Genomic DNA, 24,293 nt, shown 5'->3' with positions numbered 1-24,293 from the left:
CGCTCCTTTCAGCTGAGCCACCAAGGGGACAGGCACCTGGCGGAGCCAGTCCCTTCCCCTAATAAAGCTATTGAAAAGGAGGAGTCCATGAAGAAATACGCCGTACTCACAGCACTGACACTGGCTTTCACCCTGCTGCTCGCCCAGGCCGCCTGCGCGGAGCTCACCAAGTTTGCCGACAACGTCTACTCCTACGTCGGGAGCAAGGACGCCTCTCCGTCGCACAGCTTCGCCGCCAACGCCGGCATCGTCATCGGCAAAGACGGGGTGCTGGTGATCGACACCCTGATCTCCGCCAAGGAAGGGCAGCGTTTTCTCGCCGACATCCGCAAGGTGACCGACAAGCCGATCAGGTACGTGGTCAACACCCACACCCACCTGGACCACGCGCTGGGGAACTGCGTCTTCGCCAAACTGGGCGCGACCGTCATCTCCCACGAAGCCGACCGCACGTATCTCGCCACCAACGGCGCGGGGCTGCTGCAGAGGGCCGCGAACTACGGCCTGAAACCCGAGGACATGGCAGGGACCGAAATAGCCCTCCCCACCCTCGCCTTCAGCGACGAAATGCTGCTCGATCTGGGCGGCGAGGAAGTACGTCTGATCCGGACCGCCCCCTCCCACACAGCGGGGAGTCTCGTCGTCTACCTCCCGGCTGAGAAGATCCTCTTTGCCGGAGACGTCCTTTTCACCGACTTCCATCCCTTCCTTGCCGACGGCGACTTCAGCGGCTGGATTCGGACCATAGATGCCCTGCTGGCCATGGACGTGAACAAGGTCGTCCCCGGTCACGGCCCCCTTTCCGGGAAGAAGGACCTGAGAGAGATGAAGGAGTACATCCAGCTCTTCGACAAGAAAGCGACCGAACTGGCGGCGAAGACCAGCGATGCCGACGCCATCAGCGCCGAACTGTTGAAGACCCTCCCCAAGCGCACCATGGCGGAGTGGATGGTGACCTACAACGTGAAGAGCCGCTACCTCGCCAAGAAGTAGCGGCAGAAGGGACTGGCTCCGTAAGGGGCCTGTCCCTCTACTTGCAGAATAGAAGCAGAATGGGCGGCCGTAACCGGCCGCCCATTCTTGCTGACAGCGCCCCCCACATGCTTTTCGACTCTTCCTTTAGACTCCTCACTCATAAGCAATTCCTGGATTCACTTGCAACCCGAAAGTAAAGTGTCAAAATAATGCTCACCCAGTAACGCCAGTAAACAAAACTGTGTCAGGCCGTCGTGATGGCTGTCTACACCACTACCGTGAGCGGTAGTGACTGTTTTGCAATGGTGTCCTCACGCAGATGACAATGTGCCAACTGCTTGCCCTTCCAGCTTTTCAGCCTCAGCACAGCCTGTAACATCCGAAGAAGCAGATAAAGATGGAGGTACGACAAATGATAAACCTGAGGTTTATTCGAATTGTCGCGTTCATTGTTTTTTCGCTTCTGTCCTGTGGATGCGGCACTACCAAGCAGATGGTTCATTTCCCCGAACAGAGCAAGCATGTTGAGGAGAGTGGAAAAGGACGGATCTATCTCATCGGTAAGCCGTTTTTACTAAACATAGCAAGCCACGGCACGACTGTGTCTGTTATAGCCGACGACACGCACATCGGATATATAGCAGGGCACAGGTATCTTTGCTGGGAGCGTGTACCTGGCATTTCCACCATAACTGCTTACGCAGACCAGAGTAAAAGCACAGTTGATTTAAAAGTAGATGCCGGTGCAGTTTACTACGTGATTGCCCATGTTAGCCCGGATTGGAGCCCAGCGGACTTTCTCCTTTCAGGCGGTGGAAAAATCGCCGTAACCCTGGAAATAGTGGACAACGAAAAAGGCAGAAAATCGTTACTTGACGCCAAGCCACCAGAAGGTGATTGAGGAAGGTAGAAGGGAACAGAGACTGCAACTTCAATAAGGAGGAACACTATGAATGGCAACATGGTCGGCTGGAGTCAATATCGAAAGTCGCTGCTGAAACATGTGGTCCTTCTTCTGATAGTGGGGATGACGGGTTGCTCTCGTGGTCCGCTGCGAATTCACATGGATTTCGTCCCGACTGGCTCATTACGACTAGCCCAGGTCACTGCGACTGGCAGCCGGGAGGAGGTCGTGCAAGCCAAGGACTTGTACGATGCCATCATAGCATCAGGCATAAAGGATTCAGAAATTGCCGATGGCAGCGTGGTCCTCGCGCGCATATACTGCTGTGGCGGAATGACTAAAAGCTGGAGTTCCGAGGTAGTCAATTCAACGATGCTCTATGTCCCCAAAGGACTTAGTGTGGCTTTGGGCGATATAGTTGAGGTGAGAGTCGGACATCCTCCTAAAAAAGAGGAACCGGGTGTTTTGAATGTTGTTACTCGTGTAGTTCAAAAGGCGGACGACGACGGAAAATGCTGGTGGGACCCAAGAGACGACAGGCTTTGGCTGAGAGTGTTGTACTGTGACTGGATGCCCAAGGAAGGGTGGATAAAGCAAGGTGGCATAAACCCGGTTTGGTATCTTCCCGCCGGCCCATCAATAGGTGCCAAATAGCGACAAGTAAGCACGGCAGGGCTAAGGGTATCGGGCTCAAGCTTGGTACACGTCAACACCCTGCCGCTTTAAGGCCGATTTGAACTTCCCATCGAAGGTGACCACAATAGCCCCTTTGACGGCAACGCCCACTGAGGCGACGATCGCATCTCCGAAATCGCCGACTTGGTCCGGCCATAGAGACAGCACCTTATTGAAATCGATTTCATGCCGCACTTCAACCCCTGGCATGGCAATGAGGTCGAGAACCATGGCATTGATCGTCTTCTTCGGTATGCCATAGACTGTGTCCATGACGAAAATGAACTCGGTCAACACGAACTGGTGGCAGACCAGTGTGCATTTCAAACGGGAGGCAGCGGTAAACAAAGGAATGACGGCTTCCTGTTGCGCAGGATTGCGATCTGTAACGAAGGAAATGATCGCATTGGTGTCGATGACATACTTCTTCACCGATACTTCTCCAGGCGTTGATCACGAGCTGACTGAATATCGGCCCCAATATCACCTGGGCCAGTCTTTACACATCCCTGGTAGCGGAGGAACTCGTTGTTCACAGGGTGGACGACCACCTGGCCTTTCTCGATGCCCCATTCCAGTGCGTCGTTAACCGAGATGCCGAGTTTCTCGCGTATGGCCTTGGGTATGGTGGTTTGGAATTTCGACGTAACGGTTGATTTCATAACGGTCTCCGCTCAGGTTGTCCTTACGTTTTGATGATAAGGTAAGGAACACCCGGTGTCAAGATAACGGATGAACCGGCAAATGGGAGAGGCTGCGAGCGCGGCGGTCCGATCACCTGAACTCCAGCTTGTAATAGAGATCCACGCCGGACTCGGAGCCGCTTTGGGTTTCGATCTGCAGGCGCTTGAAGATGTCGTAGCGCAGCCGGAACAGGTTCTGCCCGGTGATCAGCGACCGGCCGTAGCTGAGGTAGAGATCCGGAGTGAGATACTTGCCGACCGAGAAGACCGATTCGCCTGCGGCGGGGGTCTTGGCGGAAATGGCGCCGGTCGGGGTGGTGGCGATCTCCTTGTACCCCATCCGTCCGGTGCTCGTGGTGTCGACCTGCTCCAGCCCCAGCGTGCTCAGGCCGAGCCGGTCCTTGATCTGCTCTTGCAGCGACTCGGATTTGCCGAAGGAGAACAGGCCGGCCGCGGCGGTGGCAAGCGCGCTCCCCTGCTCGCCGCTGGTCCCCATGGGATGCCCGAGCACCATGTAGGCCAGGATGTCCACCTCGGGCATGGCCGGCTCGGAGTAGAGCTTCACCACCGGGGCGTTCAGGAACCCGCCCACGGTCACCCCCGCCTTGACGTCCCCGACCGTGCGCAGGGCCAGGACGTCGAGGGTGGGACGGGTGACCGGGTCGTTCACGTAGTAGATCCGTCCCCGCACGATGTCGAGGTTCATGCCGTAGGCGCGGTAGCGTCCCTTGACCACCTTGATCTCCCCGGAACTCTCGATCTTGTCGATCCCGTTCAGCACGAGGTCCATGCTCCCCCCGAGCTGCGCGTCGATTCCGGACGCCTCCACCTTCACCTTGTCCCCGAGCACCACCTTCACCTTCCCATCTACCAGTAACGGGATGCGCGGCTCCTTGGCTTTTGGGGGAGCCCCCTCGAAAACGACGTCCTCGCTCGGCGCGACCACGTGCTGGGCGGGGGAGCCGGAGATCAGCATTTCGGGGATGCCGACCTCGCCGTTGACGGTGGCCTTTTTCGCATCGCCTTCGAAAGTGAGTTGCGGCGAGGTGTACATGGTCAGTTCCGGCAGGTACACGGTCTGGAAACGCTGCCCGCTCAGGGTGCCGCGGTAATCCTGCACCTGCCACCCCTTGAGCCTCATCAGCAGGTTGCCGACCAGCTCGCCGCCACCGGAGAGCGCCCGCAGCCGCTCGATGCGCATCTCGTTGTGGTCCAGGCGCGCCAGGAGCTGCGCCCCGGTCAAGGTGATCCCTGCGCTGGGGAGATAGGCACCCGCATCGGCGAGCTCCAGGGTCCCGTTCACGGTGGGATCGCCCCAGGTCCCCCCGGCCATGATATCGACGGTGAGCGTGCCGCGGGTCTCCTGCACCAGCCCCGGGAAGAACGCAGTGAGGAATCCGTGCTCCTGCAGGCTCCCCGACAGGCGCCCCTGCACCGCACCGTCCCGGTTGGGAGTCACCGGCAACCGTGCCGGTATCGGCAGGAGAAAATCGCCCTTGGCCTGCCCGTAGTCGGCGAGGGAGAGGTCGAGGTTGCCGGTCAGGCTCTCGCCGCGCCAGGCGAAGTTCACCAGGGCCGAACGGATGGCGGCGCTCGCCTCGCCGGCATTGCCCTGCCACCGGGCGCTCCCCTGCGAGAAGCCCGCCTGCCCCGCCAGTTCCAGCCGCTTGCCGGGGAGGAGCCTTCCCTTGGCGCTGCCGTGCAGCTCCCCCTGGAGGTCCATGGTCCCCGGGAGCCAGGGACGCAGCAGGGATGGCTTGATGTCGTCCCACTCGACACTGAAGTCGCCGGTCTCGGGAAGCGCGCTGCCGGCCGGAGAGTCGGAGGAAAGCGCGGCCCGGAGGCTGCCGCCGGTGTCGAGCCAGAGATCGGCAGCGGCGCGGGTCCCTGTGCCGTCGGCGTCGACGCGGACGGTGAACTGGCTGCCGATCACCTTCTCCCCCTGGGACTGGTAGGCCCCGGTGGCGTCGGCGCTGCCGTGCAGGACCATTTCGCCGCCGGGTTTGCCGGTGTCGCGCCGCTGGAAGGCGAGTTCCGCCCGGTCGATGGCGGCGTCGAACTGGTCCCCCTTGGCCCGCCAGATGACCCGGCCGCCGGTGAGCGCGGTGGTGCCGGAGAGGTCCATGCGCCGTCCCGGCAGGAGCGTTCCCTTCACTTGGCCGCCAAGCCTCCCCTCCAGGTTCAGCTCGGGCGAGAGATAGGGGCGCAGCAGCGTCAGGTCGAGATTGCTCCAGTCGATGGTGAGATCGCCGCGCCGCGGCAGCGCCAGGGCTGCGGGCTCACCGGAATGGAAGGTGAGACGGGCGCTGCCGGCACCCTTTTCCAGGGCGAGATCGGCGGCGGCATCCACCCCCCGTTCCCCTCCCTTTAGCGTCGCCAGGAAGTGGTCCAGCCCGACCCGCTTGCCGTCTGCGACCACGGCGCCGCTCGCCTCGGCGCGGACGTTCAAGGTGGCACGCCCACCGGGGGCGAGGTGCAGGTCGAAGCTGCCGGAAGTGGCGCCGGAGAGCTCCCCCTTGGGGAGCCAGACGTCGGCCCGCGCCAGGTTCAGCCCGCTCCAGCCGCCCCGGAAGGCGCCCGAGCGGTCGCGGTTCAGGTTGCCGGCCAGTTCCAGCCGCTCGCCGGGAGCGCCGTCGATGACCAGCGGCGTGGTGCTGAAGCGCCCCTGCCCGACGGTCACTTGCGCCGGGGCGGCGAGCGCGAAGGGTCCCACCTCGTCGTTGCCGGAGAAGCGGGAGAGCTCGCCGCGCCAGACGCCGTCGGCATAACCGCCCGAGGCGGAAAGATCGACGTCGGCGACGCCGGAGGTGAGCCGCGCTGCGAAAGTGTGCCGCCTGGAGGTGCCGCGCAGCGCGAAGGAGGCGGCCTCCACCGCCAGCTGTCCGGCCCGCACGGCGGTCGCCGTCCCCCGCAGCGAAACCGGGTAATCCTTCCCCTCACCGAGGCTTGCCTGCAGGTCGAAGGCACCGGCGCGGACGCCGCCCATCGCCAGGTTCATCCCCCTGGCGGCGGCGGTACCGGAGAGCATCCCCTCGCGCCAGCGCAGCCAGCCGTCGGCGGCAACGGCACCGGCACTTCCCGGCAGCAGCCCCGAGAGATCGGTCACGTCGGCCGCGAAATCGAAACGCCGGTCGGGCTCGCCGCTGCCCCGGAACCTGAACCCTTTCCCCGCCAGCAGCAGACGCTGCACCGCGATCCTCGCGCCGGTGAAGCTCCCCTCTACTGCGCCGGTCAGCTCCTGCCCCTTCAGCCTGCTCTCGAGGAGCCGCGCCTGCACGCTCCCCTGCACCGCCCCCCGGTCATGCTGCCCCACCACCCCGGCCAGGTCGAGGTTCACCACCCCTTTCCAATCCGCGGCAAGCGCTTCCGGATCGAGGCCCCGGCCGGATAGTTTCCCGCTCACCCGCCAGCCTCGGCTCCACTCCACGTCGAGCGCGCCGTGCACGCTCCCCTTGAGCCACGTGCCGGAGAGAGGGTCCAGGCGCAGCCCGTTCTTGTCGCCGCGATAGCGCGCGGCAAGCCCCATGCTCTCCCAGCCGGGCCCCTTGTTGGTGAGGGAGAAGGTGCCCAGGTAGCGGGCCGGGCTCCCGGAGAAGGTGAGGTCGCCGTCGATGAGGGCGGGATGATCGAGCTCCCGCCCGAGGTCGAGATGGTCGGCGTGGAGCGCCAGCGCGAAGAGGGGCTCGTCCTTGGTGAGGGTCATGCTGCCGTTGCCGGTGAGAACCCCGGGGCGGCCGGGGCGCAGCATATGGAAGTTCCTGAAATTGAAACCGGTGCGGGTGATGCCGAGCTCGCTGGTGAGGTCCAGGCGTTTTGCTCCCTGGCGGCTGCCGGCGAGCGCGACCGGCCCGGCCAGTTGCTCGGGCTCCCGCCCCGGCTCGAGGCGCGCCAGCACTGAAATGGCGTCCAGGTCCGCCATCGGCGTGGCCGGGGCGAGGCGCAGGTCGAGGTGCAGCGAGGGGCGCAAAAGTCCTGCGGTTATTTCGCCCGACGCGCTCCCTTGGGCGGCGGAAACGCTCCCTGCCGAGACGGTGAGGACGCCGTCGCGCAGGGTCAACCCGCCTGCCAGCTCGCTCAGCAGGAAGGGGTCGCCCTGGAAGTGACGGTAGCTCATACCCTTCAGGCTGAAGCGCTCCACCCGCGCCTCCAGTCGACGCACGGTCTCGCTTACCTTAGGCCAGCGCAGCTGCGGCGTCTTGGCTACCAGCGGCGTGTCGTCCTGGATGCGCAGCGCGGTCAGGGAGAGATCGTGCACCAGGAGCCTGCCGTGCAGGAGACCGACCGGTGCCCAGGCAAGATCCAGCCGCTCCAGCTGCAGCACCACTTTGGGGCGGTCCAGCCGCACCCCGGTCAACCTCAGCCGGTCCCAAAGCCGCCCCTCGACCTGCCGCACGGTCACCTTTTCCCCGGCGAGCCCTCCGAGGGTGGTGAGGGCGAAGCGCGCGCCGGAGCCGGTGCCGAGCAGCCAGAAGAGCCCCAGTGACAGGACGATGAGGAGCCCCAGCAGGGGAAGCCCTATGTAGAGGACGAGCCGCCTCAAAATTCAAACCCCACGGAGAAATGGATCCGGATCGGGGGGGCGCCGGGCGCGAGCGGATGGGCCAGGTAGAGGTTCAGTCCGCCGACCGGCGTGTAGTAGTGGGCGCCCACCCCCACCCCCTGCCTCAGGTCAACGTTGCCGAAGTCGTTGAAGGCGTTGCCGATGTCGTCGAATATCGAGACGCCCCAGTTCTTGAACAGGGCCCGCTCCAGTTCGACGCTGCCGACCAGCAGGTGTTTCCCCCCCACCACCCTGCCGGCCGCGTCTTTAGGGCCGAGGCTTTGATAGGCGTAGCCGCGCACGCTCTGGTCGCCGCCGGCGAAGAACCGGATCGAGGGGGGGAGATCCGAAAGCGGATTGGTGAGGAGGCTGTACCCCGTGTTGACGCGGGTATGGAAGGTGAGGCGCCCCGGCATGGGGACCAGCAGGCTGGCGTTGCCGATGGCCTGGATGAGTCCGGTGTCGGAGCCGAAGTACTGGTGGGCGCCGCGCAGGTCGACGGAAAACCGGTACCCGCTGGTCGGGCGGACCAGGTCGTTGAACTTGTCCTTGGAGAAACGAAAGCCCGGGAGCACCAGCCGGGACTGGGAATTCACGTTGGCCACCTTGTAGTTTTCCTGCTGGATCTTCAGGTAGGGGGTGGCGACTTCGCCGCGTCCCAGGCCGAAGTTACGGTCGACTTCCATGGCCGCCAGCCTGCTTTGATAGGTGGATACGGTCTCGCGCTGCAGGTTCAGCTGGATCGAGGTCGAGCTCCTGAAATCGCTCGCGCTGGGCATGGTGTAGCGCCCGGCGAAGCCCTGCAGGCGCTCCGCCACGTACAGGCTGAGGTCGAGATCGTTCCCCTCGTGGGCGAGGTTGAGATCGCGGTAGTGTACCGAGAACCTGCCGCCGGTATCGGTGCCGTAGCCGACGCCGGGACGCAGGGTACGCCGCGGCGCGCTGGTGAGCCGCACCAGGATCGGGACCTTGTGCTCCTTGGCCTCCTCGCGCTGCGGCGTCACCACCACCTGCCGGAAGCGCTCCGAGTTGGCGAAGTTGAGCTGGGTCTCGCCGAGCTTCGCGTAGGAGAACGGTTCCCCCTCCTTGAAGGCGACGAACCGTTTCAGGAAAACGTCCGGGTAGTCGCTCCCCCCCTCGATGCGGGTGCCGTCGAAGTAGTAGCGGGCGCCGGTATCCAGGGTGAGGTGGACGCGGGCGGAGGCGAGATCGGGCGAAATCCGGATCTCGTGGCGCGGGAAGGCGGCATCGAGGTAGCCCAGGGTCTGGGCCTGCGCCAGCAGCGTGCTCTTGCCCCGTTCGTAGTCGGTCTGCAGCAGCACGTTCCCGCTGGCGACCGGGAAAGCTGAGGCCTGCCGGCGCAGCTCCTTCTGATCCGCCCCTTCCCCCTCGAGCTTCAGGTCGAACTCGACCACGCGCACCGGTTCGCCGGGATCGACCACCACCTCCACCCTGCTCTTCCCACCCTCCCCTTCCCGCACCGTAGCAGTCGCTTTGGCGCGGTAGAAGCCGTACGGCTGCAGGGCCACCCGCGCCTTTTCCGGCGCCTGGCGCGCAAAGCGCTCCAGCCAGAGTCGGTCGACCTTGCCGTCGCGCACCAGGCCGTGCGGCAGCTCGAGCGCCCGGCGCACGTTGTCCTGAGCGTCTCCCTCGACGCCGGAGACGGCGACCTCTACCGGCTCCGCGGCGCAGGCCGGCGCGGCAAGGCACAAGAGCCAGGCCAGGCAGAGGGCGATAACGAGGTATGTGACAACTGGTCGGAACATGAGGCTCCAGGTTTGGCGGCGCGCCCTCTGTGCGTCCCGGCGCTCCTCGCATGACAGAAGCTGCGGCACAACATGGGAGGCGACTAACCTTTCCGGGTTTGCGAATCCATGAAGTTTACCATGTCGGGCCGCGATCATCTCGTTTCCTCAACAATATCCGGCAGACAGAGCGAAGCCGCCTGTCAGGACCGAGACAGCGCCTATTTCGCCTATGAGCACGCGGGTGCGCGGCGGGCTGAATAAGCACCATCACGCCTGAAGTTACGCTCTCACACGCCGCGCGACATCCTGGCGGCAAGATGCTGCCGGGTGGCACCACATCTTTTATGCCGTGTACCTTTGCGGCTCCTCGTCTTGGCGTTGAAGCTTGTGACTCCCCCTTGCCGGCTTACAGCAAAGCTGTCCCAGTCCCCCCCGCCGCAACTCTGTTATAATGTCAGCAGCAGCCAACTTAGCAGTTCACGAGGTAGGTCATGCCGCTCAACGACCAGCACGAGGAGGAGGCCCCCCGGATCCGGCAGATGATCATCGAGGACCTGCCGGAGGTGTTTCACATCGGGGAGGAGGTCTTCACCGCGGAATATTCACAAAGCCTCTACCGCACCTGGGACGAGTACGAGATCACCACGCTGTTCAACTCGGACAACGAGCTCTGCATCGTCGCCGAGCACGAGGACCGCATCCTGGGGTTCGCCCTGGGCACCACCGTGAAGAAGCACCACTCGCCCTGGAAGTACGGCTACCTGGTGTGGCTCGGAGTGCGCCGCGAGCTGCAGAAGATGCAGGTGGGCGCCCGTCTCTTCAAGGAACTGAAAAGGCGCTTCAAGGAACAGGGGGTACGCATGATCATCATCGACACCTCGGCCGACAACGAGCCGGCCATCCGGTTCTTCAAGAAGCACGGTTTCGACAACGTGCAGGAGCACCTCTACATGACCCTCAACCTGTCCAAGCGGCACAAGAAGAAGGCGGTGAAAAAGCCATGAGCGGCCGACTCGAAGAGGTCATGGCCGCCATCGACCCGGTCCGGCTCAAGGGGACCCTCACCGACATGCTCGACATCTATTCCCCCTCCGGCAAGGAAGAGGACATCCAGCTCTACCTGGAAGACCTCCTTTCCCGCGCCGGGTTCTCGGTGGAGCGCCAGGAGGTCGAGGAGGAGCGCTACAACCTGCGCGTCACCATGGGGGAGGACGAACCGAGGCTCTACCTGGTGGGACACGTGGACACGGTTCCCGCCTGGGACCTGGAGGAGTTCGGGGCGCGCGAGGAGGGGGACCTGGTCCGGGGGCTGGGGAGCGCCGACATGAAGGGGGGCTGCGCCGCCATGCTGGAGACCTGGCTCGCCCTGGCACAGGCGCTCAAGCCGGCGCGTCGTCCGAGTGTGGGGCTGCTGCTGGTGGTGGGCGAGGAGGAGAACGGCGACGGCAGCGCCACCTTCCTCAAACAGTGCAGCGCGCCGTGGGCCGTGATCGGGGAACCGACCGGGCTCTCCGCCTGCTTCGCGCACTTCGGCTACCTGGAGGCGGGGTTCGTGACCCGGGGGGTGCGCAGCCACTCTTCCCTCCCCGAACTGGGACACAACGCCGTCGAATCGATGCTGCGGGTGCTTTTGCACCTGGGCAAGGACTCGCTGTTCAAGCGGGGCGAATCCGAGATCGTCTACTCGATCAGGGAGATGCGTTCCTCGCAGAAGGGATTCGTGGTGCCGGACCGCTGCGAGGCGTGGATCGACCTGCACCTCCCCCCGGAGCGGGATCCCGCCTCCGTGGAACAGGCGATCCGCCGCATCACCGCCGGCGCCGGCCAGTTCATTCCGGGTCTCGACCTCTCGGTCGACTTCGACTTCGCCTCCCCCGGCTACAACCTGGGCACCGACAACGCGCCGGCCCGCATCCTGGAGCAGACCTACCAGCGCCTCGGGCTCACCCTGAAATTCGAGGCCTTCCGGTCGCACTCCGACGGCAACCTGTTCCACGCGGCGGGATGCCGGCCGCTCATCCTGGGTCCGGGCGCGCTGGAGATCTCGCACACCCCCGAGGAACAGGTCAGCTTCCCGGAAGTGCTGGCGGCGGCGAAGATCTACGCGGCGCTGTGCCTGGGATTGGACCAGTACGCGGCGCTCGCACTGGAGCGCAGGGGGTCGCTGAACTGCTTCGATCGGCAGGCGAGCTGGGTGGGGTGCTGAGCGGAGGGCCGGAACTAGGTACCGAAGCTGCTGTTCATCCCCTTGTGGCAGCGCTTGCAGTCGTTCATGGGGAAGGACACCAGCATGTGGCAGGCACCGCAGAAGTTGCCGTAGATGTTGGTTTCCATGGTGAAGGCGCTGGTGGACTTCACCTTGATGTTGAAGATGTCGGGGTGGCAGCTGGAGCAGTCAAGCTCGGCGAAATGCTCCTCGTGAGAGAAGCTCACGTCGCTTCTGGGCGAGGCGGTCCCCAGCTTGAGCGGCTGCTTCAGCTTTTCGGGGAAGGGTAGCGTGATCTGCCCGTTGATGGAGTTGGTGGGACGGATGCTGCCGTCGCGCAGGGCGGCGGCCCAGTCGATGCCGTTTCCGAAGCTGGCAAGGGGAAGCCCCTCGGAGAAGTCCTCGAAGCGCTGGTCCAGCTCCTTGGTGTTCTCCATATGGCAGCGGTGGCACTGCTTGTCCGCCGTCTGCACCCCGAAAGCGACGGTGCCGTCATGGCAGACGCCGCAGAACCTCCCCTTGGTGTAGAGGGCGCGGGTGATGCCGGTATCGCCGCGCTTCATGCCGAAGTTGAGCTCGAGATGGCAGACCCGGCAGGTGTAACGCGCCCGGTGCACCCAGTGCGGGAAGACCACCGGTGCCATCCCGGCCTGCTTGGCGCGCGTGCGCATGGTGACGTTGCCGAACTTGGCGAAGGGTCCGTTGGGGGGAATGGTCTTCAGCACCTTGGCCAACTCGCTGCGGTCCATGGCGGCCCCCCCGGAGCTCAGGGCGAGCACCAGCGCACATGCAGGCGCGGCACGCAGCAGCATCCTCATCACCTTCCGCAACACCCCCTCCATCCTTGGCACTCCCTTCATCCCGATCAGGTCTACTTGCCCTGGTTGCTCTGCTTGAACTCCAGCATGTATGCGTACAGGTTGCGGCACAGCGACAGGCGTTTGAGGTAGACCTTGCGAACCGATTCCTCCTGGGTCTCGATCACCTTCTGCAGCGCGTCGCACGTGGCCAGGAGGTCACGCAGTTCCTGCACCGACATGGTCATGGCCTGGTTGCTCTTGGAGCAGGTCTCGTCGAAGGTCGCCTGCCAGGCCTGCTCGGCCCGTGCCGGCTGCGCCAGGGCCAGCGCCAGCAGCGCCGCCGCGATCACGCCTTTCACGCGTAACGGATTCATGACTCTCCCCTACACCGGCTTGGCATGGCAGCGCTTGCAGTCGCTCTGCGGGAAGGCGACCTTGTCGTGACAGACGCCGCAGTACTTGCCGTCGAAGAGATCGATCATGGAGTACTTGGTCGCCCCCTTCTTGATGCCGACGAAGATGTCGGGATGGCACACCTCGCAGCCGTTCCAGACGGTGTGCTTGGCGTGGGAGAAGATGATGTCGGGCATGCCCTCGACCTTACCCTTGAGGGCGAAGTCCTTCTGCACCTTCATCGCGCTCTTCTTGAAGGAGACACCCTCGAGGGAGTCGACCAGTTTCAGCTGGCCCGTCTCCTCGGCCTTTTCCCAATTGATGCCGTTGCCGAAGGTCTCGCGCGGCATCTTCTCCTGGAAGCGGTAGAAGGCCTCTTCCTTGGCCGGATCCTTCTCCAGGGCGTGGCACTTGACGCAGCGCTTGTACTCCTCCCTGGTGTAGCTGGTGCCGCAGGCGTCGAAGATCTTCACCTTGTTCATGGTGGAGGTGCCGTTATGGCAGACGCCGCAGAAAAAGCGCTTGCTGTTGTCGACTGCGCGGATCTGGGTGGAGTTGGCGGTCATGCCGAAGCCGATGTCGACATGACACAGGCGGCAGGTGTAGTTCTTGCGGTGCACCCAGTGGTCGAACACCACGGGAGGCATCCCCGCCTGCTGTGAGAAGTTGCTGATGGTCACACTCCCGAAGTCCTGCGGCAGAGGTTTCTTCTTCTTGGTCCCGGCCCCCCAAAGCACGCCGGCCCCACACAAAAGGATCAGACAAACCAGAAAAAGTCGTTTCATTGCTCTCCCTCCCGGCCATCCCTGACAGATGGGAAGTCATGATTATCATCAGCAAATGTGAATAATCTATTTCAAATACTTCAATAAGACAAGGGTTAATTTTACTGCCTGTTCACGAAAATGCACCAACACAAAAGGATCCTTCCCACCCTCAGTGTGATACAGCTCACCGAAGAGCCGCATGGTGCTTGCCTTGGCGGGAAATTGTGAGGTAAGCTCTGCCATCATTTCATCCAGAAGGCGGTACCTTTCGTGTTTCGAGTCGCACCATCCGTTCTCGCTGCAGCCTTGATGCTGGTCCTGTTGTTCCCGTTTTCTTCCCGAGCCCACATGGTAAAAACCGGCGCCGAGGTCCTGTGCGATCAGGATTTCATGCCGCTGCAGGGAAAACACTTCGCCCTGATCACCAACCAGTCCGCCATGGTGGGGGACACCCACCTGCTGGCGCTGATGGAGCGAAAAGGGGTGAAGCCGGCCGTCATCTTCTCTCCGGAGCACGGCCTGAAGGGAAATGCCGAGGACGGCGTCAAGCTCTCCGACGACAACGCGGCGCCCATACCGGTAAAGAGCCTCTACGGCGCCCTTAAGAAGCCGCGTCCCGACGACCTGAAGGGGATCGACCTCATGGTGTTCGACATCCAGGACGCCGGGGCCCGTTTCTACACCTACATCTCCACCATGGGGCTCGCCATGCAGGCCGCGGCCCAGGCCGGCATCCCTTTCATGGTGCTGGACCGCCCCAACCCGCTTGGAGGGGACTACGTCGCCGGCTTCGTGAGAGAGAAGATCCCGGGGAGCTTCACCTCGCTCTACCCGATCCCGCTGGCCCACGGCATGACGGTAGGGGAGCTGGCGGGGATGATCAAGGGCGAGGCGATGCTGCCGGACCTGGACAAGCTGGACCTGCAGGTAGTGCGCATGCAGGGGTGGCAGCGGGATATGCGCTGGCCGGATACCGGGCTGCGCTGGGTCGCCACCAGCCCGAACCTGGCCGCCATCGACTCGGTGCTGCTGTACCCCGGCACCGGTCTTTTGGAGGGGACGGGAGCCTCGGAAGGGCGCGGCACGCCGAGGCCGTTCCAGATCACGGGGTGGCCCGGCATCGACGCCAAGGCGCTGGCGCTGCGCCTGAACGAAGCACAGCTGCCTGGACTGCACTTCGATGCGCTGCAGTTCACCCCGGTCCGGCTCCCCGGCATCTCCAGCGCGCCGAAGTACCGCGACCGCGAGGTGGCCGGGGTGAGCATCGAGATCACCGACTACCGCAAGGTCATGCCGGTGCAGACGGGGGTGGCCGTTTTGGCCGCGCTGCAGGCGGCGCTCCCCGAGAAGAGCCGTCCCCTGTTCTTCCGGGGGGGCATCGACGACATGGCCGGCTCTCCGGATCTGCGCAAGGGGCTTCAGGCGGGGGAGACCCCGGCGGCGATCGAGGCCCGCTGGACTCCTGGGGTGAAGCACTTCCTGGAGCAGCGCAGGCCGTACCTCCTCTACTGACCCCAAGGGACTGGCTCCGTAAGGTGCCGGTCCCTTTAGCGGAACGCTCCTTTAACCCCAGCCACCTTTCCCAAGCAGCAAGAAGCAGTAAGGGGACAGGCACCTCGCGGAGCCAGTCCCCCTCCCACAGGCATCGAATCCAAACAAAAAAAAAAGGGGCACCCTCTCGGGTACCCCTCGGTGCAATTGTCATCGGTATCGGCCGCCACACAGCACCGATCACATGGCAGAAGGGAAAGTCGCCTCTGGCGCCGTTCTGGCGCCGGTACCGGCCCTAGCCCGGTCTGGCGCACTTCTGTGCCCGGCATCCCCTCCATGTCAACGCTGTGACCTTATCGCCACGGCTCCCCGCTACTTGAGGGTTTTCTGCTCGACGCGCTCCATTCCTTGATTACGGCCTGCGCCAAAGGGACAGCAGCTGCGCCTGGTGCCCTCTCCCACTCAAAAAATACTCAATCTATGGCACGATCTGCCGATATGACAGCTGATAGAGAAGAAAGGCGACGTCGCCGTGAATGAGGAAACACACATGATCCAGAAAAACAGGCTGTCCTTTCAATCGAAGATACTCCTATTGGTGCTGTTAAGCTGCTGCGTACTCGGAGCCCCCACCGGTCTGACAGTGATGAAGCAGTTTTATGACCTCACCACCAGGTTCAACGAGTCCTACCGCGAGTCCCTGTACGCCAACTCCGACCTGCTGGCCAAGGCCGAGGTCCAGACCGCCGTCAGCCTGTTGCAGGAAATCAGCGACCGGCAGCAAAAAGGCGAGTTCACGATGGACGAGGCGAAGAAGCAGGGCGCCGACCTGCTCCGGGGGCTCAAGTTCGGAAAAGACGGCTACTTCTGGGCCGACACCTCCGACGGCACCAACGTGGTCCTTTTGGGCAAACCCGCCGAAGGCAAGAACCGCATGAACCTTCAGGACGCCAAGGGGAAATACCTGATCCGGGAGATCATCAAGAACGGCAAACAGCCCGGCGGCGGGTTCACCGATTACCATTTCCCGCGCCCCGGAAGCGACACGCCGGCTCCCAAGCGCGGCTATTCCCTCTACTTCGCCCCATTCGACTGGGTCATCGGCACCGGCACCTACGTCGACGACCTGGGTGCACTGGTGACGAAAGCCGCAGACGAGAACAAGCAGTTGATCCTCAAGGACGTCTACCTGGTGGTGGCGCTCACCGTGGTCATCCTGGTGAGCATCTGCGTGGTGGCCATCCTGGTGGTACGCAGGCTGATCGCCCACATCGGCACCGAGCCGGAAGAGCTGGAGGAAATCGCCCAGCAGGTGGCGGCGGGCGACCTCACCGTGCGGCTGGAGGCCGGCAAAACCGGCATCTACGAGGCCATGCGCCGCATGGTCGAAGGGCTGCGGGAGGTGATGGAAAAGGTGAACCGCAGCGCCCTGGACGTCTCGGCCGCGGCGGGGGAACTGAACGCCAACGCGCGCCACATGGCTGACGACGCCGGCGCGGTGGTGAACCAGGCCGAGACGGTGGCGGTGGCCAGCGAGGAAATGTCCTGCACCAGCAACGACATCTCCCGGAACTGCCACCTGGCCGCCGGCAGCTCCGGGCAGGCAAGCGCTTCGGCGCAAAACGGCGCCGCCATCGTCAGGGAAACCGTTCAGGGAATGAACAGGATCGCGGACCACGTGCGCAATTCAGCCAACGTTGTCGAGCAGTTGGGGACCCGCAGCGACCAGATCGGCGAGATCGTGGCCACCATCGAGGACATCGCCGACCAGACCAACCTGCTGGCGCTGAACGCCGCCATCGAGGCTGCCCGCGCCGGGGAGCAGGGACGCGGCTTCGCCGTGGTCGCGGACGAGGTCCGCGCGCTGGCCGAGCGGACCACCAAGGCGACCCGCGAGATCGGCACCATGATCAAGAACATCCAGCAGGAAACCAAGCTCGCGGTGCAGGCCATGGAGGAAGGGGTCGAGGAAGTCTCCCGGGGCACCGGCGAGGCGGCCCGCTCGGGCGAGGCCCTCGAAGACATCCTCACCCAGATCAACGAGGTCACCAGCCAGATCAACCAGATCGTCACCGCAGCCGAGGAGCAGACCGCCACCACGCAGGAGATCACCAACAACATTCAGCAGATCTCCGGGACCGTGCAGCAAAGCGCCCGGGGGTCGCAGGAGATCTCGGCGGCCTCGGAACGGCTCTCCGCGCTCTCGGGTGAGATGCAGGAGATGGTGCAGAGGTTCAGGCTCTAACCGGGTAAAGGGGGGACTGGCTCCGCCAGGTGCCGGTCCCCTTCCCCCCCTTTACCCCTTTCCGGCTCAAACCAGCTCCAGGTAGTATCAGGCAGCAGCACCGGCCCGACTTTGCCCACCTGTGCATTGGCATTCGGGCCAAGTCGTGTATCATATTCGCTATGCCGAAATCCGACCTCGATCGACAAATCCACCTCAACATCGAAGAAAACGTGCCGCTGGCGCCCTTCACCTCCTTCCGGGTCGGCGGGCCGGCCCGCTTCCTCATCGGCGTCCGGACGCTGCGCGAGCTCCAGGAAGCGTTGCGCTTTGCCGAGAGGATGAAGCTCCCCTTCTGCATCCTGGGCGGGGGGAGCAACCTACTGGTGAGCGACGCCGGTTTTCCCGGTGTGGTGATACGGCTGCTGATGAACCGGGTCACCCGGTCCGGCGGCATGGTCCAGGTCCAGGCAGGCTTCGACCTGACCGCACTGGTGCACCGCACCGTCGGCTGGGGGCTGTCGGGGCTGGAGTCGCTGGCGGGGATCCCGGGGACGGTGGGAGGCGCGGTACGGGGCAATGCCGGTGCCTACGGAGGCGCCATGGCCGATGTGCTGGCGACGGTCTCGGCGCTTGACGCCGGCACGCTCCAGCCGTTGACGCTGCGCCGCGACCAGTGCGCCTTCGCCTACCGGGACAGCCGCTTCAAACGCGAGCCGGGACTGATAGTGGTGGGGGCTCTGCTGGCGCTCACCCCGGGAGACCGGGGCGAGATCGGGTCCAAAGTGGCGGAAACGCTCGCCAAGCGGGAGGCGAAACAACTTTCCTGCGACAGAAGCGCCGGTTCCTTCTTCATGAACCCGATGGTGGACGACGCAGTGCTGATCAGGCGGTTCGAGGAGGACCAGGGGGTGCGCTGCCGGGAATGCCGCATCCCGGCGGGGTGGCTCATAGACCAGGCCGGGCTGCGCAGCCTGAAGGTGGGGGGAGCGGCGGTGAGCCACCGGCATGCCAACTACCTGGTCAACACCGGGGCCGCCACGGCGGCGGAAGTGGTGGAACTTGCCAGGCTGGTGAAAAAGGAAGTGCAGGTGAAACTGGGGGTCGTACTCAAGGAAGAGGTGAGCCCCGTCGGTCTGGTGATCTAGGCCGGCGACGCCACGCGTCTGAAATCCGCCAGGGCCCGTTCCAGCGCAACGAAAAGTTCCGGCAGCAGTGCGCGCTCCTTTTCCGCCTGCGCCGCCTGTTCCATCCGCAGCGACACCGCGCGCATCACCTCGGCCCCGATACTTGCGGCGGCACCCTTGATGCTGTGCGCCTGCAGGCGCACCTCCGGGTAGTCCTCCGCCTCGATCGCCCGCTTCAGCTGCGTCATCAGCTTGTCGGTACTCTCCAGGTACTTCTCCACGAACATCTCCACGAACTCGTCATCCCCCAGCCGTTGAACCAGCCCAGCCACGTCGAAGACGGGCACTTCCGCCTGCTCGGGCGGGGCGGGGTGCGGCGATCCCGCCTGCGGCGTCCCCCCGAGCGGGGCCGGCGCCCCTGTCTGTTCCGGAATACCCTCCCCCGCCGCGGCGTATGCCCCCCACGCGGTGCAGGCCTCGGGGCACGCGGTGACGCGCTCCGGTATCCAGCGCAACAGCACCTCGGCCAGTTGACGGCAGTCGAATGGTTTGCTGAGATAATCGTCCATCCCTGCGGCGAGGCACAGTTCGCGATCGCCGGCCAGCGCGTTGGCGGTCAGCGCGACCACCGGCAGGCGCCCTCCCCCCTCGCTCTCCTCACGAGCCCTGATGGCCCGGGTCGCGGCGAAGCCGTCCATGTGCGGCATCTGGCAATCCATGAAGACCAGGTGGTATTTCCCCTCCCCTGAGGCGGCAACGGCAAGCTCGCCGTTGGCCACGATGTCCACCCGGCAGTTCAACTGCCCCAGCATGTGCCGGACCACGTCCTGGTTCACCGGGTTGTCCTCCGCCACCAGGATCAGGGCATCGAAACAGGGCTTTGCCACCCCTTCCAGCACGGCCGACTGGCTCGCCAGGCTTTCCGGAATTTCCTTGAGCACCTCGAGCCTGACGCTGAACCAGAAGGTGGACCCGACGCCGTACTCGCTGGTAAGACCGAGCTCCCCTTCCATCAACTGGGCCAGCTGCCGGGAGATTGCCAACCCGAGTCCGGTGCCGCCGAAGGTCCTTGTGGTCGAATAGTCCGCCTGGGAGAAGCTTTCGAAGATGTGCGCCTGCGCCTCGGGGCGGATACCGATCCCGGTGTCGGCCACTTCGAACCTGAGCCACCCCTCGCTCTGCTCCGCCAGGGGTGCCGCGGTCAAGCGGACCTCGCCGCGGCTGGTGAACTTGACCGCGTTGCCCAAGAGGTTGACGAGGATCTGGCGCAGACGGACCGGGTCTCCCTCCACGTAGCGCGGCAGGGCCGGGTCGAGCTGCAACGAGATGCCGACCCCCTTGCGCTGCGCCACCGCGGCGAACATCTCCAGCACCCCACCGAGGAGGTCGTGCAGGTCGAACGGGGCGGGTTCGAGCTCCATGCGCCCGGCCTCGATCTTCGAGAAGTCCAGGATGTCGTTGATGATGGACAACAGGGATTCGCCCGAATTGCGTACCGCTTCCGCAAAACGGCGCTGTTCGCCCGCCAGCCCGCTCTCCAGCAGCACCCTGGTCATCCCCAGCACCCCGTTCATCGGGGTCCTGATCTCGTGGCTCATGTTGGCCAGGAACTGGGACTTGGCGAGACTCGCCGCTTCGGCGGCCTCCTTGGAAGTCAGCAGTTCGGCCACGGTCTGGTTCAATTCCCGGTTGGCCGCCGAGAGCTGCGCGGTGCGGCGCAGCACCTCACCCTCGAGTTGCTGCCGCTGCGCCTCCAGCTGCTGGTCGCGCCGCTGGATCTGTACCAGCATCTCGTTGAACCCCTCGATCAGGGTCCCCAGTTCGTCGTTTCCCTGCTTTTGCGCACGCATCGAGTAGTTCTTCCCCGCCGACACCGCCTGGATCACCTGCGCCAGGTGCGTGATGGGCGCCGAGATCAGGCGCTGCAGCCGCGAAGCGAGGAAGTACACGAGAATCAAGGCGCTCAGCATGACCCCGGTGACCAGGACGAAGAAGCGGGCCAGCCGGTCGGTGAACTCGCGGGGGTCGGACTGAAGTACCACGGTACCGATCTGCTGGCCGTCCAGCAGGATGCGGTGCACGCCGTAGATGTCTTCCCCTACGGCCAGGGGAGAACTGGAGCGCTGCAGGGTGGCGCGGAAGCTCTTCTGGTCGATGCTGATCCGGTCGCCGGCAACGACGGCAAAGGAGAGCGGACGTTCCGGGTTGCCCGGCGCCAGGTAGCGGGCCAGGACCGTGTCGTCCTGGAGCACTATGAAGGCGGTGCGTATGTACGGTTTGGCCCGGAGGGCGGCGAGGGTTTCACCGGCGGACTGCCGGTCGTTGAAGGCTACCGCGGCGGAGCTGTTGTTGCCGATGATCTCCGCGAGGGCCGTGAGCTCGGTCTGCATCTCGCTGCGGAAGCGGGTCGCCTCGTTTACCACGAAGGCGGCCGATACCAGCGCGAGCACCACGGCGTTGGTGCAAAGCAGCATGGCGATGAGTTTTCGTCGGATGGAGAGGTCGCGGAGCCGGTTGATCATCTACATTCCCGTGGTGCCGGGGCGCAGCGCGAGAACGCTGAACACCGACGAGCTTGGTATTCCTTAGCTCATTAGTCGGCATCGCCAGCGGATTCTTTAGCGCAAATGCAGCGGCACCACCGAGGGCACGGGTCAGTTGGGTGCGACCTGCTTCAGCCATTCGACCTGGCGCGGCGACAGCCCCTGGTCGAACATGACGCCGATGCCGGGTATGCTGCGGCACCCTCCCCAGGGGATGCTCCAGCAGACCCCTGCCTCGAGGGGCGCCTCCCCGACCAGTTCCGGGAAGCTGAGCCAGACGCGGTCGGCCTTGCCGAAGGGGTGGGTGGTGTGCACGAAGGCGCCACCCTGGGAGATGTTGACGGTGAAGGTCTTCAGCGCGGCGGCGCCGGAAAGGCCGCTGCTGCTGGAGGAGAGGAGCAGGCTCAGGTAGGTGTCCTTCCTGGCGAAGCGCCTGAGGCAGCGCGCGGAGAAGGTGCCGCAGCGATCCTGCACGAAGCGGGTCAGCGCGGCGGCGGTGTCAGCGGTGGCGGAGGACTCTTCCTGGGGCCCCAGGGTGATGCTCTGCTGCCTGGAATCCCACTTGATGCGCAAGGTTGGGTAGAAGTTGATGCAATCGTAGGCGATGTTCTTCTCTTCCTTGGAACAGCGCACTAAAGTCAGGATGTCGACCAGCAGCCCGTTGTACGCGGACGCCACGGTCATGCGCAGCACCTCGTTGAAATCGCCGGCGGTGTGGTAGCTGACGCCGATCCGGTCCAGGATCCGCTCGTAGGCGGACCTCGCCTCCGGCTCGCGCACCACCATCAGTATCCTCGGGTCTTCCATGACGTCCGATCACCCCCGTCCCTGAAAAACCGGTGCCCGGGGAGTTGCCCGCCCGGGCACCGGAGCTGGATGAAGTTTCGACCTGCCGGCGCCCTACTTCTCCTCGGTCGCCTTGCCGAGCTCCTGGCGCAGCCTGTTGCTCGCCGCGAGCCTCTTGCCGACGTTGCCCGCCATGATGTCCTGCGCGGAGATGTCCTTGCCGTAGTAGGCGGCAGCGGCCTCGTCGTCCACCTGCAGTGCCGCGCCTTCCAGCGAGAGGCCGGCGAACAGGCCGCGGCTGCGCGAATAGGAGAGGATGCCCGACTTGAAGGTGATGTCGGTCGCGGCTTCCGCCTTGCGCCCCACCGGGCCGGCGGCGACCCCGGCGTCCGCACCGAGAGTGAATTTACCCTGGAGCAGCTTGTTCACGTCGGTCAACTCCTTGAAGACCAGGATCAGGTCCGTGGAGGTCGCCCCCACCTGCCACCCGACGCTGCCGCCGGTGATGCTGACGAAGATCGGGTCGCTCCAGCTGTTATCCTCCTTGCGCACGGACAAGACGCCGGTACCGTGCCTGCCGCCCACCACGAAGGCCCCCTTGATCACCCCGGGTATGATGGCGACCGCCTTGGCATCGTGCAGCAGCGCAGGAGGGATGCCCTTCTCCGGGATCTTCATGATGTCCTGCAGCACGTCGGCGGATTTCTGCACCTTCTTGGCCTCGTTCCTGGCGCAGGCGACGCCGGTCCAGAGCGCGACCAGCAACATGGCAACCATAACTAGAGAGATCTTCTTGGTGATGCCCATGGTCTACCTCCTTTTCCGCCCCGGCCTCAAGGCCTGCGGGCCCGTGATTCTGCTAGCGCTTTGCATGTGCCACATCCTCGTGATACGACGTCACCCCGCGGTCCCGGACGACCGCCTGCCCCACCACCGCGATGCCGGCCACGATGACTGCGATGCAGCAATAACGTGTTTTCCTGTTGATCTTCATGAACGTGCCCCCTATTGACATTAATTTTGACCAATAATGCATAACATAAGGGGAGATGTTGTCAACGACGGCGCCGCGACAGGCGGCGCGCAGCGGGAGGCGGCGCGCAGCGGGAGGGGGAGTACGGCGGAGGGGGAGTACGGCGGAGGGGGAGTACGGCGGAGGGGGAGTACGGCGGCAGGGGGAGTACGGCGGCAGGGGGAGTACGGCGGCAGGGGGAGTACGGCGGCAGGGGGAGTACGGCGGCAGGGGGAGTACGGCGGGAAGGCAAAAAAAAAGTCCCGGATTGCTCCGGGACTTTTTTGCAGCGCTGAGGAAAACCTTTAGACGCGGGACACGTTGGCGGCCTGCAGCCCTTTCGGTCCTTTCACCACTTCGAAGGTGACGCTATCGCCTTCAGCCAGGGATTTGAACCCGTCGCCGGTGATGGCGGAGAAGTGCACGAACACGTCGTCGCCGTTCTCCTGCTCGATGAAACCAAACCCCTTGCTGTCGTTAAACCATTTTACAGTTCCGTTAACCATTTACTTTTACCTTCTCCATGCTTTCTGCTTGTTTTAATTGTCCGGGTCATTCCGGACCTTGGCCACCTTAGCAGCTTGATTGTGACAATGCAAGCTATTTAAAATTTCGTGCTTTTGCCCGGAGCGGCTCCTGCTACGGGGTCAGCGTCACCACGACATCGACGCCGTCGATGGTCAGCGTGGTTACGGCGCCTGCATCGACGATATCGGAGCGGTTGCGCACGAAGATCCTCCGGGTGTTCAGGAACGCAATGGTCTGGGTGACCGTGGTGAAGTTGGTCGGAATGGTGTCGTTGTCACTGATCCCGTACTGCGCCAGGCCCGAATTCGACGAATCCTTGATGCTGATCACGTGCGTCCCGACCGCCCCGTCCACACTGGTGATGGTCGCCATGGCCTGACGAAACGGCGCCGGCTGCAGCACGGTCAACGAAAAGGTCGGCGTATCGATGTAGCGCGTGGTGCTCAAGAAGTCGGCGCTCTGGTCGCCGATGGTGAGCGTGCTCTTGGTCAGCGTCCCCAGGGTGGTTGCGGACTTGTGGGTCACGGTGACCGTGTCGCCGTTTTTCACCGTCCCGGCGCTACTGGTGGCTGCGCCACCGTTGACGGAGTAACTGCTGCCGGTGGCACCGCCCACGCTGATGGGGGAGGTAGCGGCGGTGAGCCCACCGACCGTTATGGCAGCGGAGGTGACATCCACATTCTTGTCGGTGCCGGTCACCGCTTTGAAGGAGAACGGGTCCGGGGAAGTCGGCTGCCTCACGTAGGGGGGGAACCACTCGATATCGCCGCAACCGGCGACGGAAAGGACCAGCAACAAGGGGAGCGTCCGCAAAAGGGCACGGAAGAAAGGGAACTTCATGAGATGCCTCCCTCGGGGAGTATTTGTAAAGTCCGGATAGTACTCAAAGAA

22 protein-coding genes are annotated in these 24,293 nt (G+C 64.0%); 8 read left to right on the top strand and 14 right to left on the bottom strand.

Annotation, left to right across the window (positions count from 1 at the left end; translation table 11 throughout):
- Positions 1–87 precede the first annotated feature (87 nt).
- From KP004_RS04670 to KP004_RS04660, 3 genes are all read left to right on the top strand, one after another.
- A complete protein-coding gene (locus KP004_RS04670) occupies positions 88–993 on the top strand; it encodes an MBL fold metallo-hydrolase (protein ID WP_216801224.1) in 906 nt (301 codons plus the stop codon).
- A 394-nt stretch (positions 994–1,387) separates the two neighbouring features.
- On the top strand, positions 1,388–1,876 hold the full coding sequence (locus KP004_RS04665) for a hypothetical protein (RefSeq protein WP_216801223.1): 489 nt from the start codon (positions 1,388–1,390) through the stop codon (positions 1,874–1,876).
- A 48-nt stretch (positions 1,877–1,924) separates the two neighbouring features.
- On the top strand, positions 1,925–2,533 hold the full coding sequence (locus KP004_RS04660) for a hypothetical protein (RefSeq protein WP_216801222.1): 609 nt from the start codon (positions 1,925–1,927) through the stop codon (positions 2,531–2,533).
- 36 nt (positions 2,534–2,569) lie between these two features.
- Here the strand turns inward: KP004_RS04660 and KP004_RS04655 are convergent, their stop codons facing one another.
- The 4 genes from KP004_RS04655 to KP004_RS04640 form a co-directional block, all read right to left on the bottom strand.
- Positions 2,570–2,986 (bottom strand): type II toxin-antitoxin system VapC family toxin, encoded by a 417-nt coding sequence (locus KP004_RS04655; protein ID WP_216801221.1) that lies wholly within the window; start codon positions 2,984–2,986, stop codon positions 2,570–2,572.
- Positions 2,983–3,216 carry an AbrB/MazE/SpoVT family DNA-binding domain-containing protein gene (locus tag KP004_RS04650; RefSeq protein ID WP_216801220.1) on the bottom strand — a complete coding sequence of 78 codons (234 nt, stop codon included), beginning with the start codon at positions 3,214–3,216 and terminating at the stop codon, positions 2,983–2,985. The genes KP004_RS04655 and KP004_RS04650 overlap by 4 nt, the downstream gene beginning before the upstream one ends.
- A gap of 112 nt (positions 3,217–3,328) precedes the next feature.
- On the bottom strand, positions 3,329–7,777 hold the full coding sequence (locus KP004_RS04645; RefSeq protein ID WP_239026943.1) for a translocation/assembly module TamB domain-containing protein: 4,449 nt from the start codon (positions 7,775–7,777) through the stop codon (positions 3,329–3,331).
- Positions 7,774–9,543 (bottom strand): autotransporter assembly complex protein TamA, encoded by a 1,770-nt coding sequence (locus tag KP004_RS04640; protein WP_216801219.1) that lies wholly within the window; start codon positions 9,541–9,543, stop codon positions 7,774–7,776. Before KP004_RS04640 ends, KP004_RS04645 begins: the two co-directional genes overlap by 4 nt.
- 473 nt (positions 9,544–10,016) lie before the next feature.
- Here KP004_RS04640 and KP004_RS04635 point away from each other — a divergent pair, with 473 nt between their 5' ends.
- The gene (locus tag KP004_RS04635; protein ID WP_216801218.1) at positions 10,017–10,529 is read left to right on the top strand and encodes a GNAT family N-acetyltransferase; all 513 of its coding nucleotides are present in this window, start codon (positions 10,017–10,019) and stop codon (positions 10,527–10,529) included.
- Positions 10,526–11,731, top strand: coding sequence for a M20 family metallopeptidase (locus tag KP004_RS04630; protein ID WP_216801217.1), 1,206 nt, complete (start codon positions 10,526–10,528; stop codon positions 11,729–11,731). Before KP004_RS04635 ends, KP004_RS04630 begins: the two co-directional genes overlap by 4 nt.
- 14 nt (positions 11,732–11,745) lie before the next feature.
- On the opposite strand, the gene KP004_RS04625 is transcribed toward KP004_RS04630, so the two are convergent.
- From KP004_RS04625 to KP004_RS04610, 4 genes are all read right to left on the bottom strand, one after another.
- On the bottom strand, positions 11,746–12,564 hold the full coding sequence (locus KP004_RS04625) for a c(7)-type cytochrome triheme domain-containing protein (RefSeq protein ID WP_239026942.1): 819 nt from the start codon (positions 12,562–12,564) through the stop codon (positions 11,746–11,748).
- Between the two features lie 38 nt (positions 12,565–12,602).
- Positions 12,603–12,905 carry a hypothetical protein gene (locus KP004_RS04620; RefSeq protein ID WP_216801215.1) on the bottom strand — a complete coding sequence of 101 codons (303 nt, stop codon included), beginning with the start codon at positions 12,903–12,905 and terminating at the stop codon, positions 12,603–12,605.
- 9 nt (positions 12,906–12,914) lie between these two features.
- Entirely contained in the window at positions 12,915–13,709 is a 795-nt protein-coding gene (locus KP004_RS04615) for a c(7)-type cytochrome triheme domain-containing protein (protein ID WP_216801214.1), read from the bottom strand.
- Between the two features lie 66 nt (positions 13,710–13,775).
- Positions 13,776–13,934 (bottom strand): hypothetical protein, encoded by a 159-nt coding sequence (locus tag KP004_RS04610; RefSeq protein WP_216801213.1) that lies wholly within the window; start codon positions 13,932–13,934, stop codon positions 13,776–13,778.
- 66 nt (positions 13,935–14,000) lie between these two features.
- On the opposite strand from KP004_RS04610, the gene KP004_RS04605 reads away from it, so the two are divergent.
- The 3 genes from KP004_RS04605 (at position 14,001) to murB (ending at position 18,554) form a co-directional block, all read left to right on the top strand.
- Positions 14,001–15,203: an exo-beta-N-acetylmuramidase NamZ family protein gene (locus tag KP004_RS04605; protein ID WP_216801212.1), complete on the top strand. Its 1,203-nt coding sequence runs from the start codon at positions 14,001–14,003 to the stop codon at positions 15,201–15,203.
- A gap of 625 nt (positions 15,204–15,828) precedes the next feature.
- The gene (locus tag KP004_RS04600; protein WP_239026941.1) at positions 15,829–17,427 is read left to right on the top strand and encodes a methyl-accepting chemotaxis protein; all 1,599 of its coding nucleotides are present in this window, start codon (positions 15,829–15,831) and stop codon (positions 17,425–17,427) included.
- A 161-nt stretch (positions 17,428–17,588) separates the two neighbouring features.
- Positions 17,589–18,554: a UDP-N-acetylmuramate dehydrogenase gene (murB, locus tag KP004_RS04595; RefSeq protein WP_216801210.1), complete on the top strand. Its 966-nt coding sequence runs from the start codon at positions 17,589–17,591 to the stop codon at positions 18,552–18,554.
- Here murB and KP004_RS21255 read toward each other — a convergent pair.
- From KP004_RS21255 to KP004_RS04570, 6 genes are all read right to left on the bottom strand, one after another.
- A complete protein-coding gene (locus tag KP004_RS21255; protein ID WP_216801209.1) occupies positions 18,551–21,055 on the bottom strand; it encodes an ATP-binding protein in 2,505 nt (834 codons plus the stop codon). The genes murB and KP004_RS21255 overlap by 4 nt on opposite strands.
- A 132-nt stretch (positions 21,056–21,187) precedes the next feature.
- The gene (locus KP004_RS04585; RefSeq protein WP_216801208.1) at positions 21,188–21,883 is read right to left on the bottom strand and encodes a PilZ domain-containing protein; all 696 of its coding nucleotides are present in this window, start codon (positions 21,881–21,883) and stop codon (positions 21,188–21,190) included.
- Positions 21,884–21,976: 93 nt separating this feature from the next.
- The gene (locus KP004_RS04580) at positions 21,977–22,669 is read right to left on the bottom strand and encodes a lipid-binding SYLF domain-containing protein (RefSeq protein WP_216801207.1); all 693 of its coding nucleotides are present in this window, start codon (positions 22,667–22,669) and stop codon (positions 21,977–21,979) included.
- Positions 22,670–22,721: 52 nt separating this feature from the next.
- On the bottom strand, positions 22,722–22,856 hold the full coding sequence (locus KP004_RS21250) for a hypothetical protein (protein WP_275423150.1): 135 nt from the start codon (positions 22,854–22,856) through the stop codon (positions 22,722–22,724).
- A 323-nt stretch (positions 22,857–23,179) separates the two neighbouring features.
- A complete protein-coding gene (locus KP004_RS04575; RefSeq protein ID WP_183347803.1) occupies positions 23,180–23,380 on the bottom strand; it encodes a cold-shock protein in 201 nt (66 codons plus the stop codon).
- 133 nt (positions 23,381–23,513) lie between these two features.
- A complete protein-coding gene (locus tag KP004_RS04570) occupies positions 23,514–24,242 on the bottom strand; it encodes a hypothetical protein (protein WP_216801206.1) in 729 nt (242 codons plus the stop codon).
- Positions 24,243–24,293: the final 51 nt, after the last annotated feature.

The sequence above is a fragment of the Geomonas oryzisoli genome, assembly GCF_018986915.1.
Taxonomy (GTDB): domain Bacteria; phylum Desulfobacterota; class Desulfuromonadia; order Geobacterales; family Geobacteraceae; genus Geomonas; species Geomonas oryzisoli.
The sequence above is the reverse complement of the archived record's forward strand: the minus strand, read 5'-3'. Positions and strand labels throughout refer to the sequence as shown.

Excerpts from the sequence above, each read along its gene's own strand:
- KP004_RS04640 (WP_216801219.1), bottom strand. The coding sequence starts at position 9,543 with ATGTTCCGACCAGTTGTCACATACCTCGTTATCGCCCTCTGCCTGGCC.
- KP004_RS04665 (WP_216801223.1), top strand. The coding sequence starts at position 1,388 with ATGATAAACCTGAGGTTTATTCGAATTGTCGCGTTCATTGTTTTTTCG.
- KP004_RS04600 (WP_239026941.1), top strand. The coding sequence starts at position 15,829 with ATGAAGCAGTTTTATGACCTCACCACCAGGTTCAACGAGTCCTACCGC.
- KP004_RS04570 (WP_216801206.1), bottom strand. The coding sequence starts at position 24,242 with ATGAAGTTCCCTTTCTTCCGTGCCCTTTTGCGGACGCTCCCCTTGTTG.
- KP004_RS04670 (WP_216801224.1), top strand. The coding sequence starts at position 88 with ATGAAGAAATACGCCGTACTCACAGCACTGACACTGGCTTTCACCCTG.
- KP004_RS04650 (WP_216801220.1), bottom strand. The coding sequence starts at position 3,216 with ATGAAATCAACCGTTACGTCGAAATTCCAAACCACCATACCCAAGGCC.
- KP004_RS04615 (WP_216801214.1), bottom strand. The coding sequence starts at position 13,709 with ATGAAACGACTTTTTCTGGTTTGTCTGATCCTTTTGTGTGGGGCCGGC.
- KP004_RS04630 (WP_216801217.1), top strand. The coding sequence starts at position 10,526 with ATGAGCGGCCGACTCGAAGAGGTCATGGCCGCCATCGACCCGGTCCGG.
- KP004_RS04660 (WP_216801222.1), top strand. The coding sequence starts at position 1,925 with ATGAATGGCAACATGGTCGGCTGGAGTCAATATCGAAAGTCGCTGCTG.
- KP004_RS04575 (WP_183347803.1), bottom strand. The coding sequence starts at position 23,380 with ATGGTTAACGGAACTGTAAAATGGTTTAACGACAGCAAGGGGTTTGGT.
- KP004_RS04580 (WP_216801207.1), bottom strand. The coding sequence starts at position 22,669 with ATGGGCATCACCAAGAAGATCTCTCTAGTTATGGTTGCCATGTTGCTG.
- KP004_RS04635 (WP_216801218.1), top strand. The coding sequence starts at position 10,017 with ATGCCGCTCAACGACCAGCACGAGGAGGAGGCCCCCCGGATCCGGCAG.
- KP004_RS21250 (WP_275423150.1), bottom strand. The coding sequence starts at position 22,856 with ATGAAGATCAACAGGAAAACACGTTATTGCTGCATCGCAGTCATCGTG.
- murB (WP_216801210.1), top strand. The coding sequence starts at position 17,589 with ATGCCGAAATCCGACCTCGATCGACAAATCCACCTCAACATCGAAGAA.
- KP004_RS04620 (WP_216801215.1), bottom strand. The coding sequence starts at position 12,905 with ATGAATCCGTTACGCGTGAAAGGCGTGATCGCGGCGGCGCTGCTGGCG.
- KP004_RS21255 (WP_216801209.1), bottom strand. The coding sequence starts at position 21,055 with ATGATCAACCGGCTCCGCGACCTCTCCATCCGACGAAAACTCATCGCC.
- KP004_RS04585 (WP_216801208.1), bottom strand. The coding sequence starts at position 21,883 with ATGGAAGACCCGAGGATACTGATGGTGGTGCGCGAGCCGGAGGCGAGG.
- KP004_RS04610 (WP_216801213.1), bottom strand. The coding sequence starts at position 13,934 with ATGGCAGAGCTTACCTCACAATTTCCCGCCAAGGCAAGCACCATGCGG.
- KP004_RS04605 (WP_216801212.1), top strand. The coding sequence starts at position 14,001 with ATGCTGGTCCTGTTGTTCCCGTTTTCTTCCCGAGCCCACATGGTAAAA.